The 12,429-nt window shown below is 75.1% G+C and carries 9 protein-coding genes; 1 reads left to right on the top strand and 8 read right to left on the bottom strand.

Annotation, left to right across the window (positions count from 1 at the left end; translation table 11 throughout):
• Positions 1 to 1,566, top strand: a 1,566-nt coding sequence (locus tag ACFV0Q_RS29055; protein ID WP_385009330.1) for an alpha/beta hydrolase, incomplete at its 5' end; no start/stop codon positions are given.
• Positions 1,567 to 1,588: 22 nt separating this feature from the next.
• On the opposite strand, the gene ACFV0Q_RS29050 is transcribed toward ACFV0Q_RS29055, so the two are convergent.
• From ACFV0Q_RS29050 to ACFV0Q_RS29015, 8 genes are all read right to left on the bottom strand, one after another.
• On the bottom strand, positions 1,589 to 2,350 hold the full coding sequence (locus tag ACFV0Q_RS29050; RefSeq protein WP_385009329.1) for an SDR family NAD(P)-dependent oxidoreductase: 762 nt from the start codon (positions 2,348 to 2,350) through the stop codon (positions 1,589 to 1,591).
• A 115-nt stretch (positions 2,351 to 2,465) separates the two neighbouring features.
• Entirely contained in the window at positions 2,466 to 3,050 is a 585-nt protein-coding gene (locus ACFV0Q_RS29045; protein ID WP_385009328.1) for a TetR/AcrR family transcriptional regulator, read from the bottom strand.
• A gap of 42 nt (positions 3,051 to 3,092) precedes the next feature.
• Entirely contained in the window at positions 3,093 to 3,755 is a 663-nt protein-coding gene (locus tag ACFV0Q_RS29040; protein WP_385009327.1) for a DUF2278 family protein, read from the bottom strand.
• A gap of 93 nt (positions 3,756 to 3,848) precedes the next feature.
• Positions 3,849 to 5,363 carry an alpha/beta hydrolase gene (locus ACFV0Q_RS29035; protein ID WP_385009326.1) on the bottom strand — a complete coding sequence of 505 codons (1,515 nt, stop codon included), beginning with the start codon at positions 5,361 to 5,363 and terminating at the stop codon, positions 3,849 to 3,851.
• Between the two features lie 81 nt (positions 5,364 to 5,444).
• Positions 5,445 to 8,615, bottom strand: a complete 3,171-nt coding sequence (locus ACFV0Q_RS29030) for an amidohydrolase family protein (protein ID WP_385009325.1) — start codon at positions 8,613 to 8,615, stop codon at positions 5,445 to 5,447.
• A 139-nt stretch (positions 8,616 to 8,754) separates the two neighbouring features.
• A complete protein-coding gene (locus ACFV0Q_RS29025; protein ID WP_385009324.1) occupies positions 8,755 to 10,227 on the bottom strand; it encodes a multicopper oxidase family protein in 1,473 nt (490 codons plus the stop codon).
• Between the two features lie 250 nt (positions 10,228 to 10,477).
• Positions 10,478 to 11,713, bottom strand: coding sequence for an anhydro-N-acetylmuramic acid kinase (locus ACFV0Q_RS29020; protein WP_385009323.1), 1,236 nt, complete (start codon positions 11,711 to 11,713; stop codon positions 10,478 to 10,480).
• A partial coding sequence (locus tag ACFV0Q_RS29015) for an MFS transporter (RefSeq protein ID WP_385009322.1) occupies positions 11,710 to 12,429 on the bottom strand: 720 nt, incomplete at its 5' end. The genes ACFV0Q_RS29020 and ACFV0Q_RS29015, both read right to left, overlap by 4 nt.

Raw genomic sequence — 12,429 nt, 5'->3', positions numbered from 1 at the left:
GGGGGACACCTTCCCATGCACCTCTTCAAGAAGCCCGCGCGCTGGGCCACCGCCGCCGCGTGCGGGCTCCTCGCCCTGGCCGCCCTGCCCGCGTCACCGGCGACCGCCGCGCCCCCGGCCGGGGCACCGCCCGTACCCGCCCGGTACGCGCACCAGCGCCTCGACTGGCAGCCCTGCCAGTCCGGTTCGCTCGAATGCGCCTCGATGACGGTGCCGCGCGACTGGTACCACCCCGGCGCCGGCCCCGACCTCACCGTCGCGGTGTCCCGGCACCGGGCCGCCGATCCCGCCGCCCGCCGAGGGGTCCTGATGATGGCGGCGGGCGGGCCCGGCGCGTCGGGTCTGGGCCGGCCCGCGGGGCTGGCCTCGTACGCCCCGAAGCTGGCGGCCGCGTACGACATCGTCGGCTTCGACCAGCGCGGGGTCGGCGCCAGTACGAACGTGGTGTGCTCCGACCAGGACGCGGTCGACGCCATGTTCGGCGGCGGCGACCTGCGCGACCGGACCCCGGAGGCGCTGCGCACTACGGTGGAGCGCGCCGGGCGGTTCGTACGGGACTGCCAACGCGAGTCCGGCGGCCTGCTGCCCTTCATCACCACCACCCAGGCCGTGCACGACATGGACCTGTACCGGGCGCTGCTCGGCGCGGACAAGGTCTCCTACTACGGCCCGTCGTACGCGACCTTCCTCGGCGCCTCCTACGCGACGCGGTTCCCGCGCCGGGTGGACCGGATGGTCCTCGACAGCAACATCGACTTCACCGGCGGCTGGGAGGGCTTCATGACGGGGCAGCCGCTGAGCTTCCAGCGGCGCTTCGAGGAGGACTTCCTGCCCTGGCTGGCGGAGAACGACTCCGTCTACCACCTGGGCCGCACCCCCCAGGAAGCCAGGGCCAGCTACGAGCGGGTGCGCGGCGCGCTCCACGACCGCCCGCTGGACCTGGAGGGGACGCTGGTCACCCCGGACCGCCTCGACGCGGCCGCGACCAGCATCATCTACAGCGGCAGCCGCTTCCCCGACCTCGCGACGGTGCTCGGCCTCCTGGAACACCCGGACGCCGCGCCGCCCGCCGCCCGGCAGGCCCTCGCCGCGAAGCTGCGCCACCCCATGGCGGCGGCGTTCGCCGCGGACTTCTTCTCCGTCGTCTGCCAGGACACGCCGTGGACCCGTGACACCGGCTACTGGGTGGCCAGGAGCGGAACCGACTCCGCCGCCCACCCCATGGCCGGGGCACGGGAGCTGACGTACACGGCGGTCTGCGCGCAGTGGCCCCGCTCCACCGCGCCGCGCGTCGAGGTGACGGGGCGGGGGCTGCCGCCGGTCCTGATGCTCAACTCCACGCACGACCCGGCGACCCACTACGAGGGCGCCGTACGGGCCCACCGGGCAGCGGCGGGATCCCGGCTGATCACCGTCCGGGGCGGCGACCACGGCGTGTACCAGGCGCGCAACGCCTGCGTGGACGGGTACGTGGAGGGGTTCCTGGCCGACGGCCGGATGCCGGCCGGGGACGCGGTCTGCGAGGGGAACCCGCTGCCGGACCCGGCGGCGGCCGCCCGGGGCTGAACCCGCCCGAGGAACCCGCGGGTCAGGCCGAGGAGCCGCTGTCGACGACGAGGTCGGATCCGACCACCGCGCCGGCGGCGGGCGAGGCCAGGTAGAGCACGGCGGCGGCGACCTCCTCGGCCTCCGCGACCCGGCCGAGCGGGCTCTGGGTCTTCATCCGCTCGGTCCGGTCGGCTTCGCTCTCCCCCGGCAGCAGCGACATGGGCGCGGCGGAGGCGCCCGGGCTGACCGCGTTGATGCGGACGCCGTCCTGGATGTGGTCCAGGGCGGCGGCGCGCGTCAGGGCGGAGACGGCCGCCTTCGAGGTGATGTACGCCGCGACGCCCGGCGCCCGCCGGTGGGCGCCCAGGTTGGAGGAGATGTTGACGATGGTGCCGCCGCCGTTCTCCCGCATGTGCGCGATCTGGTGCTTCATCGCCAGCCAGACACCGGTGACGTTGGTCCGCAGCACGGCGTCCCAGTCCTCCTCGGCGACGTCGGCGACGGGTCCGGTGCCGCGCAGTATCCCGGCGTTGTTGACGGCGATGTCGAGCGTGCCGAAGCGGGCGGCGCTCTCACGGACGAGGTCGCGCAGGCTGTCGGAGTCGGTGACGTCGGCGGTGACGGCGGCCGCCGTGCCGCCGGCCGCGCCGATGAGGGCGACCGTCTCCTCCAGCGAGGCGGCGGTGCGTCCGGCGGCGACCACGGACGCGCCCTCGGCGGCGAAGGCGAGGGCGATCGCCCGGCCGAGGCCGGAGCCCGCGCCGGTGACGAGGGCGGTCTTGCCGGTGAAACGGTGCTGCATGGTCGGTGGCTCCTTCACGGGAGGGTGCCCGAGGCCCCCACCCCTTATTTGACTGATCGGTTCAGAATTCGGTCCTGCGAAAAGGAGCCCGAAGGCTCCTTCGCACGCCAGGGGTTCAGTCCAGCAGGGCCAGCGCCTGCTCCGCCGCGTCCCGCACCCGGGCGGGGTCCTCGCAGGCCTTGCCGACGATCCGTACGCCCTGCAGCAGCACCAGCAGCATCCGGGCCAGCGCACGGGGATCGCGGTCCCCGGCCAGCTCGCCCTGGCCCTGGGCCCGTACGAGGGCGGAGTGGAACAGGGTTTCGAGCCGGTCCCAGCTGATCTCGACGCGGCGGGCCGCGGCCGTGTCGCGGGAGGCGAGCTCGGCCGCGGTGTTGGTGACGAAGCAGCCGCTGAGCCGGTCGGCCGGGGAAGCCGCCTCGGCCGCGAAGCGGCGGACCACCGCACGCACCGCGGGCAGGGCGGGTCCCGGCCGGGAGAGCTCGCCGAGCAGCAGGGGGTCGCGGGACTCGGCGTACCGGTCCAGGGCCCTCAGGTACAGCTCGTGCTTGCTGCCGAAGGTGGCGTAGATGCTGGCGCGGCCGATACCGAGGTGCTCGACGAGGTCGGCGACCGACGTCGCCTCGTAGCCGCGCCGCCAGAACAGCTCGAGGGCCGACTGCAGCACGGCGTCCGGATCGAATTCCTTGGTCCTGGCCATGCGCAAGATCATAGAACTATCTGGAACGACCGGTCAAGAAAGTCACAGCGGGTGGCCGTCCGGGCCGGTCCCGTCGGCCTGGCTGGAGAACTTGTTGAGGAAGACGTCGTACAGGCCGTCGGAGCGCCGGGTGAAGGTGGCCCCGTCCTGCCAGATGCCGTTGTCGTCCCACCAGGGGCTGCCGTACGGGTCGCCCTGGTTCTGGTGGATGTTGTGCATGCCGAGGCCGCCGTGCTCGAAGGGCTGGCCGAGGATCAGGATCGGCCGGCCCGGGACGAGGATCGGTTCGAGGGCCTCGGCGGCGTCGATGTTGGACCCGGACTTCCAGGGGCGGGGCGGGTTCAGCCGGTCCAGGACGTCCTGGATCCAGGCGGGCGGCCGGCGTACGAAGAGGCAGCCCGGGCGGTCCACGAGGGCCGGGTGGCGCAGGTAGTCGACGGCTCCGGAGCCCGAGCTGGTCGACAGGTCGTGGTAACCGGGGGCGAAGGTGGGCAGCGGGTCCAGCACCGAGGCGGCCAGGGTGAACGTCTTCCACTGGACGCCGGTGGCGGACTGCTTGCTGTCCACGTCGACGGCGCACCGGTAGCGCCCGGCGGGGGCGTCGACGTCCAGGTTGACGTGGAACCAGTGCCCCTGGGTGTCGGGCTGGTCGCGGAAGTGGCTGTGCAGCGTCCCTGACAGCACTCCGTAGGAGTCGAGCGGCATGCCGGCCAGTCAACCACCGGCCGCGCGCCCGCACCGGTGGCGCGCGGGCGCTCCCGCGTACCCGGCCCCGGGCGGCGGAGCCCGCTCGGCCGTTCAGTTGGCGCAGCTGGTGTCGCGGGCCGGGCGCTTGCCGGTGGTGAGGAACGTGGTGACGGTGCGGTCGCCGCAGGCGTTGCCGTTGCCGAGGTAGAGGCCGTGGCCGCCCTGCTCGACGGTGACGAGGACGGCCCGCGCGCCCAGGGCCTCACGCATCTTCAGGCCCTTGGAGTGGGGCGTGGCGGGGTCGCGGCGGCTCTGGAGCATGAGGATGTCGGACGGGCCGTCGGCGGTGATCCGGGTCGGCTTCTGTTCCGCGCCGGTCTTCCAGAAGGCGCAGGGCACCACGTTCACGGGCATCCCGGCGGTGAGCGGGTGCCGGGCCCGGTCCTCGTCGACGGCGCGCTGTGCTGCGGCGGCGTCGTCGCGCGGCCAGGCCACGTCGTTGCAGATCACCGCGACCATCAGGGCGGCGTCCTCGTCGCGCAGCGGCTGGGCCAGCTCCGGCGGCAGGGCGGGGGTGGCCTTCGGGTCCCGGAGGGAGACGAGGAGTTTGGCGAAGGCGGGGAAGGCGGAGTCGCTGTAGAGGGCGTTCTGGAGGGTCTGGCGCAGGCCGTTGCCGGTCAGCGGCACGCCCGGGGTGGTGGAGGGCCGCGGCGTGCGGTCCAGGGCGGCGGCGAGGGCCAGCAGGCGCGGCTCCACGTCCTCGGGGTGCTCCGCGATGCGCAGGCCGTCCTTGTCGCGGTCGGGGTGGGCCGCCCAGGCGGCGAAGTCGGGGAAGCGGTCGTCGGCGCCCTGCGCCATGTTCGCCAGCCAGCCCCGGGCGACGCGGGCCGGGTCGGGGTCGCCGCTGCTGTCGAGGACCCAGCGGTCGGTGCGCTCGGGGTACTTCTGCGCGTACACGGCGCCCACGTAGGTGCCGTACGAGACTCCCCAGGCGGAGAGCTTGCGTTCGCCGAGCGCTTCGCGCAGCCGGTCCATGTCGCGGACCTGGTTGGCGGTGGTGAAACTGCGCAGCACGGGGCCGCCGTTGGCGGCGCAGGCCTCGGCGACGCGCTGGGAGCGGGCCAGGTTCTCGGAGATGTCGCCGTCGGCGGCGGGCCAGGCGCGCAGGGTGGTGAGGTAGCGGTCGCCGGGGGCGAGGCCGCAGGTGGCGGTGGTGCTGCCGCCGACGCCGCGGGGGTCGAAGGAGACGAGGTCGTAGGCGCCGCCCAGTTGCCCGCGCAGCGCTTCGCCCTTCTGCGTCAGGCGCTGGACGCCCGAGCCGCCCGGCCCGCCGGGGAGCACGACGAGGGTGCCGCGGCGGGCGGCGGGACGGTCGCTGCGGACGCGGGAGACGGCGACCTCGATCTGCGGGCCGGACGGGTTCGCGTAGTCGAGGGGGACGGACAGGCCGGCGCATTCCTGGGTGGCGGGGCCGCCGGCCTTGGCGCAGGGGTGCCAGGCGAGCCGGGGGGCCGCCGCCCCCGCCCCGGCGCCCGTGGCCGCCGCCGGGACGGTGGCGCTCAGGGTGGTGGCGGCGGTGGCCGCGCAGAGGGCGAGGAGGAGGGCCTTGTTCCTGGAAGTCGTCATGGGGCAAGCCTCGTTGGACGCGGCCCGATGCCCCATCCGGCAGCCCGGTCGCCCCGGGGTGGGGATAACCCCCCTCGTCCGTCAGGGCTGATGGGCGGTGGGGTGGGTGGTGCAGCAGCCGTCGCGGAGCATCTGGCGCAGCACCGGCTGCCAGCCGGGGGCGGGTTCGGCGGGGCGGGGGTGGGCGGCTTCGAGTGCGGTGCGCTCGTGGAGGGTTCCGCCGCTCAGGACCGCGCGGACGCGGACCAGGTCGTCGAAGTCGGTGAAGGGGTCCCCGTCGACGAGGGTGAGGTCGGCGAGCTTCCCCGGTTCGACGGTGCCGAGGCGGTCGGCGACGCCGAAGACGCGGGCCGGAGCGAGGGTGGCGGTGGTGAGGGCCTCGGCCGGCGAGAGTCCGTACCGGTGCAGGGCGCGCAGGCCGAGGTGGAGGTGGAGGCCGACCGGGGTGAGGGGTGCGTCGGTGCCCAGCGCGATGCGGCCGCCGCCCGCGAGGACCCGACGGTAGACGCCGACTTCGCGTTCCAGGGCGGTGAGCTGTTCGGCCGTCGGTGCCTGGGCGGCGGCGGCCCGGACGGCGCTGACGTCCCAGGGCGGCATGAGGGCCGTGACCCGGGGGTCGGCGGCGAGGGCCGGGTCGGCGCCGATCAGGGGCAGGGCAGTGAAGGGGGTGGCGACGAGGTCGAAGCCGCCGTGGGTGTAGAGCGCGACGGTGTCCTCGTACGTGTGGCCGGCGGGGGTGGCGCCGTGTCCCTGCTCGGCGCGTTCGGTGGCGACGAGGTGGGTGGTGAGGTCCTGGCCGGACTGGATGCCCTGGGCGCACAGGTGGGAGCCGGCCAGGACGCCGAGCCGCTCGTGCGCGAAGCGGGCCGCCTGCTCCATGAAGGCGTACGGGGCGCGTACGTAGGTCTTGACGAAGTCCCAGTCCAGCGCCTGCGCCCGGGCCAGCGAGCGGGCGAGGCCCTCGTGGGTGCGGTGGGCGCGGCCCATGCTGTAGGCGACGCGGGAGCCGTCGAGGAGTTCCCCGCCGGCCAGCAGCCGGGGGGCGGTGAGCCGGCCGGCCCGGATGTCGTCGCGCAGGCGGGCCTGTTCGTGGGCGGAGCCGCCGAGGGAGACGGTGGTGGTGACGCCGTAGGCGAGGTGCAGCAGGCCCTGGCGGGCTCCGTAGGTGTACGGGTACGGGTGCACGTGCGCGTCCCACAGGCCCGGCAGCACGGTGCCCCGGGAGGCGTCGACGGTACGGGCGGCGCGCCGTCCCGGCCGGTGCGGTTCGACGGCGGTGACGCGGCCGCCGCTGACGATGACGTCCACGTCGGCGCGGGGCGGGGTTCCGGTGCCGTCCCAGAGCAGCCCGGCGTGCACGACGGTGTCGACGGCCGCGGGGCGGCGGTGGCCGAGGGCGAGCGGGACGGTGCGCGGCGCCCGGGCCGGGGCGCCGTCGGCGTCGAGGGTGAGCAGGCGGAGCCGGGCGCCCGACTGGTAGAGCAGGGTGCGGGAGTCGGCGGACCAGGAGGGGTGGTCGGCGCACTCGTCGGTGAGGCGGCGCGCGGGGCCCGTGGGGGTGCCGTCGGGGGTGACGGGCAGCAGCCAGAGGGCGGATTCGGCGACGCAGGCGAGGTGGCGGCCGTCGGGCGACCAGACGGGGCCGCTGGCGTAGCGGTCGGAGAGCGAGGCGTGCGGGGCGAGGGCGTGCGGGCGGGCGTCGCCGGTGGTGGTGTCGACGATCCGGATGAGGTTGTGGCCCTCGCGGAAGCGGTGGCTGATCCGGTTGCGGTCGCACAGGGCGAGGCGGCGTCCGTCGGGCGACCAGCTGGGCGGGCTGGGGAGTCCGCCGCCGCCGAGGGCGGTGACGAGCGGGGTCTCGGTGCCGGTGGCGAGGTCGCGTACGAAGAGGCGGCCGGCGAGGTCGAGGCAGGCGAGCCGGGTGCCGTCCGGGGAGAGGGATCCGTAGACGCGGCCTTCCGGGGAGAGGACGCTCTCGCGGCCGCCGGCGAGTTCGCGGCGGCGTACGGTGTTCAGCCCGTCGCGGTCGTCGGTGTAGAGCAGCGCCCGGCCGTCGGGCGTCCACACCGGCCCCTGGACGTAGGCGGTCGCGGGGGCCTGGGCGATCCGGCGCGGGGCTCCCCCGGAGACGGGTGCGGTCCACAGGGCGTTGAGGGCGACGAAGGCGACGCTGCGGCCGTCGGGTGACAGGGAGGGCAGGTGGATGCCGCGTACGGGGCCGCCCTCCTCGGCCTCCAGCGCGTACTCCTTGACCCGGTAGCGGGGGCGGGTCACTTCCAGGGTGGCGTCGAGGGGGATCTCGCGGCCGGTGGTGTCCTGGTGCGGCCGGACCACCTGGAAGCGGCCGTCGAGGGTGACCAGCAGGCGGTCGTCCCCGATCCAGCGCGGGGGTGCGGGGGCGAGGTCCCCGTCGAGGGCGACGGGGCGGCCGTCGGCGTGGAGGGTGAGGTGCTGCGCCTTGCGGGGGCCGGGGGTGGCGGACAGCCAGGCGGTGCGGCCGGCCGGGGAGAGCGCCGGGGCCAGCAGGCTGCCGTCGGCGGCGGTGTGGTCGAGGCGTACGGGGCCGCTGCCGTCGGCGGCGACCGAGGCGAGGGTCCGCGCGGTCAGGGTCTCCCCCGCGACGGTGGCGCGGACGAAGAGCACGCGGGCGCCGTCCGGGGTCCAGACGGGGTCGAAGTCCTCCCAGGCACCGTCCTGGCCGGGTCCGTCCTGGCCCGGGTGTCCGGTGAGGCGGGCCGGGGGGCCGCCGGTGACGGCGACGGTCCAGATCCGGTACGGGGCGCCCGCCACGGGGTCGCCGCCGCGTTCGGAGCAGAAGGCGAGGCGGCGGCCGTCGGGCGACCAGGCGGGCGCGCGGTGGTCGAAGGGTCCGTCGGTGAGGCGGCGCAGGCCGGAGCCGTCGGCGTCCATGACCCAGATGTGGAAGGCGCCGCCCCGGTAGGCGCTCATGGCCACGCGGCGGCCGTCCGGGGAGAACACCGGGCGGCCGGGTTCCAGGTCGGGCGGGGTGAGCCGGGTCGCGGGCGAGCCGTCGGGGGGCAGCGACCACAGGACGCCCTGGACTTCGGCGACGACCCGGTCGCCGGTGATGGTGGTGGTGGCCGCGCCGTTGGTGGCGCGGGTGAGGCGCAGCCGGACCACTTCCCCGGCTCCCTTCGCTGCTGAGCCGGTGGCCTTCGCGGCCGCGGGGTGGCCGAGCAGAGCCGTCAGCGCCCCGGCCGACGCGGCTCCCAGTACCGTCCTGCGCGCCATCCGCATCCCGATCACCGCTCTCGCGCATCGCTGTCCGTCCGACTGCCCGTCAGCCAGCCAAACGATCACGACACGGCTCCGGCAACGGCCTCGCCCCGGCGGGCCGTACGTCCGCCGGGGCGAGGAGTTCCCTGATGCGTCAGGAGATCCGCATGTTCGCCATCATGCCCATGGCACCGTGGTCGAACAGGTGGCAGTGGTAGACGTACGTGCCACGGTAGCCGCTGAAGGTGGCCTGCAGCTTGACGGTCTCGCCCGGCTTCAGTGGGACGGTGTCCTTGAGGCCGGTCTCGGGGCCGGAGGTGACCGGCTGTCCGTTGCGCTCCAGCACCCGGAACTGCACGAGGTGCATGTGGAAGTTGTGCGGGGCGAACTGGTTGGAGTTCTTCACGGTCCAGATCTCGGTGGCACCGTAGGCGATCTCGGTGTCGATCCGGTCCATGTCGTACGTCTTGCCGTTGATGTACGCCTGGCTGCCCGGGCTGCCGGTCTCGTCCATCCGCATGTCGAAGCTGCGGTTGACGGTGGCGGTGGGGAGCGGGGGCAGGGTGCGCAGGGTGGCGGGGACGACGCTGTTGTCCTGCGCGGTGCGGGTGACGCGGAACTGGATCACCTTGCCGACCAGGTCGGCCTTCTCGAACGGCGCGACGTCCTTGTTGACCAGCTCGATGGTGCTGCCGACGGGGTAGCGGGAGAAGTCGATGACGACGTCGGCGCGCTCGCCCGGGCTGATGGCGATGGTGTTCGTGCGGTGCGGGGCGGGGAGCAGGCCGCCGTCGGTGCCGATCTGCACGATCTCCGAGTCGTCGGCGAGACGGAGGCCGAAGAACCGCTGGTTGGCGGTGTTGGTGAAGCGGAAGCGGTACTTGCGGGCCGACACCTCGAAGTAGGGCCAGGGCTTGCCGTTGGCGAGGATCGCGTTGCGGTTGTGGAAGTCGCCCATCTCGTAGATGAGTCCGCCGTCCTGGGCGAAGCGGGCGTCGCGCAGCGAGATCGGTATGTCGTACTTGCCGGAGGGCAGGCCGAGGCGGCGCTCGATGTCGTCGGTGAGGATGTACGTGCCCGTCATGCCGCGGAAGACGTTCTCCGACTCCATGTGGTGCGCGTGGTCGTGGAACCACAGGTTCGCGTGCGGCTGGGTGTTGGGGTACGTGTACGTCTTGGTGCCGCCGTTGGCCGCGATCAGGTCCATCGGGGAGCCGTCGCTGTCCTGCGGGACGTGGGCGCCGTGGAGGTGGATCGAGGTGGGCACGGAGAGGGAGTTGGTCTGCCGGACCACGACCCGGCGGCCCGACTCGGCCTTGATGACGGGGCCGGGGAAGGAGCCGTTGAAGGTCCGCACGCGGGTGGTCAGACCCGGCACGATCTCCTTGGAGGCTTCCCTGAGGTCCATGCGGTAGTAGCTGGTGGTGCTGGTGCTGAGGTACGGCTGCAGTACGGGCGCGAGCGGCATGCGCTGGGTGAACTTGGCTATGCCGGCGACGTCGAGCTCGGCCGCGGCGGCGCGGGGCTCGGTCGCGGTGGCCGTGACGGCGGGCAGCAGCATGCCGCCCGTGCCGTCGATGCTGGTGGCGGCCACGCCTGCCCTGAGTGCGGTCCGTCGAGTGATCACTGTTCCCCCGTGGGTGGGTTGCCCGGCGCCTCACGTGCCGGACGGCTTGACGCATGGGTACGCGGTTGTGGATGCCGGAAGTCTTTGCGAGTCCGCTGGTGGCGCGCTCGTGCCGCCGTGGTGTGCGCGGCCGTTCCCGCTGGAACTGCGGACGTGGTGCGGCCGGGCGTACGGGTACGCGCCCTTGGGCGGCCCCGGCGGGCGCCGGTGGGCCGTACCCGGGCGGCGGCGCGGGGACGACCGGGCCGGGTCAGCGGGCGGCCGCGTCCCGTCCGGGGGCGACGTCGGTGTCGCGGGCGGGCGGAAGGGCGTCGGCGATGGTGAGCGCGTGCGGCGGGCGGGCCGGGGCGGGCGGGAGCCGCAGGGGGCGGCGGCCCGGGGTGAGGGAGCCGAGGACGCGGGGGCCGCGGGCGCCGGTGCAGTCGGGGGCGTTGCCGGGGAGGCCGTGCAGGGTGAGGAAGCCGAGCACGGCGAAGGCGTACGCCTCCTTCGCGGCGGCGAGCAGACCGAGCGCGTCGGAGGTCAGCAGGGCGGTGTCCGGGGGGAGTTCCTCGCGGAGCATCGCCATCAGGACCGGGTTGCGGGTCCCGCCGCCGGAGGCGATGACCTCGGTGGCGCCGAGCGGGCGCAGCGCGTCGGCGACGGTGCGGGCGGTGAGCCGGGTGAGGGTGGCGAGGACGTCGCGGGGCGGGAGGCCGGGGAAGGGGGCCAGTGCGGTGCGCAGGTGGCCGGGGTGGAACAGCTCCTTGCCGGTGGTCTTGGGCGCGGGCAGCCGGTAGTACGGCTCGGCGAGGAGGCGGTGCAGGAGCGGGTGGTGGACCCGGCCGGCGGCGGCGAGGGCGCCGTCCTCGTCGTAGCCGGGGCGGCCGTCGGTGAGGTCGCGTACGGCGGCGTCGAGCAGGGCGTTGCCGGGGCCGGTGTCGAAGGCCACGGGCGGGCCGTCCGGGGGGAGGGCGGTGAGGTTGGCGATGCCGCCGATGTTGAGGGCGGCGGGTGTGCCGGGGCGGCCGCGCAGCAGCATCAGGTCGATCAGGCTGACCAGCGGGGCGCCCTGGCCGCCGGCGGCGACGTCGCGGGGGCGGAAGTCGCTGACGACGGGGCAGCCGGTGGCCTCGGCGATCCAGGCGGGGCTGCCGAGCTGGAGGGTGCCGTGCACCTGGCCGGCGTCCGCCCAGTGGTAGACGGTCTGCCCGTGCGAGGCCACCAGTTCGGCGCGGCCGCCGCACAGTTCGCGGTCCGCGCGGGCGGCGAGGGCGGCGAAGGCCCGGCCGATGCGGGTGTCGAGGCGGCACACGTCGGCGAGGGTGGTGGCGGCGGGCGGCAGGGCCGCGGCGAGGGCGGCCCGCAGGGTGTCCTCGTAGGGGGCGCTGACCATGCCGAGCGGGACGAGGCGCAGGGTGGCACCGTCCGGGTCGAGGGTGAGGTCCGCGGCGGCCGCGTCGACGGCGTCGTACGAGGTGCCCGACATCAGGCCGACGACCCTCACCGCAGCGGCCGCAGGTGGTCGTCGCCGCGCAGGCTCGCCAGGGCGGGGGCGCTGAGGGCGCAGAGGCCTCCGGCGTAGTAGGCGGGGACGTCGGGGTCGCCGGTGGCGGCGGTCAGGGCGGTGATGACGAGGCCCGCGCAGCCGGAGAAGACGGCGTTGGAGAGGGCGTACGCGACGGAGAGGCCGGTGCAGCGGACGGACGCGGGGAACATCTCCGCGAGCATGGCGGGGCCGGGGCCGGCGAGCAGTCCGACGGCGGCGCCCGCGGCGGTCAGGGCGGCGGCCTTGGCGGGCGTCGAGGCGGCGGGGTCCCGCAGGAGGTGCAGCAGCGGCAGCGCGCAGACGGCGACGGCGAGGGACCCGGCGAGCATCACGGGGCGCCGGCCGACGCGGTCGCTGAGCATCCCGGCGGGGAGGATCGCGGCGGCGAAGCCGAGGTTGGCGAGGGTGGTGGCGATCAGGGCCTGCCGGAAGGACGCCCCGAGCGCGGACTGGAGGTAGGAGGGCAGGACCACGAGAAAGGTGTACCCGGCCGCCGACCACCCCATGACCCTCCCGACCCCGACCCCGACGACCCGGACCAGCCCGCCCCTTGACCCCGGCCCGGGCTCACGGCCGGGAGCGGCACCCGGCGCGGGGCGCGGGGCGGTGGCGGCGCCCGACGCGGAGCCCGGCGCGGAGTATGCGGCCCGGCCAGGGGACGCGGCCCGGCCAGG

Source organism: Streptomyces sp. NPDC059564, assembly GCF_042735575.1.
Taxonomy (GTDB): Bacteria; Actinomycetota; Actinomycetes; order Streptomycetales; family Streptomycetaceae; genus Streptomyces.
Note: the sequence above shows the minus strand (reverse complement) of the source record. Positions and strands in the feature narration are given on the sequence as shown.

Bases quoted from the DNA above. Each gene is read 5' to 3' on its own strand.
- ACFV0Q_RS29040 (WP_385009327.1), bottom strand. From the start codon at position 3,755: ATGCCGCTCGACTCCTACGGAGTGCTGTCAGGGACGCTGCACAGCCAC.
- ACFV0Q_RS29035 (WP_385009326.1), bottom strand. From the start codon at position 5,363: ATGACGACTTCCAGGAACAAGGCCCTCCTCCTCGCCCTCTGCGCGGCC.
- ACFV0Q_RS29030 (WP_385009325.1), bottom strand. From the start codon at position 8,615: ATGGCGCGCAGGACGGTACTGGGAGCCGCGTCGGCCGGGGCGCTGACG.
- ACFV0Q_RS29050 (WP_385009329.1), bottom strand. From the start codon at position 2,350: ATGCAGCACCGTTTCACCGGCAAGACCGCCCTCGTCACCGGCGCGGGC.
- ACFV0Q_RS29045 (WP_385009328.1), bottom strand. From the start codon at position 3,050: ATGGCCAGGACCAAGGAATTCGATCCGGACGCCGTGCTGCAGTCGGCC.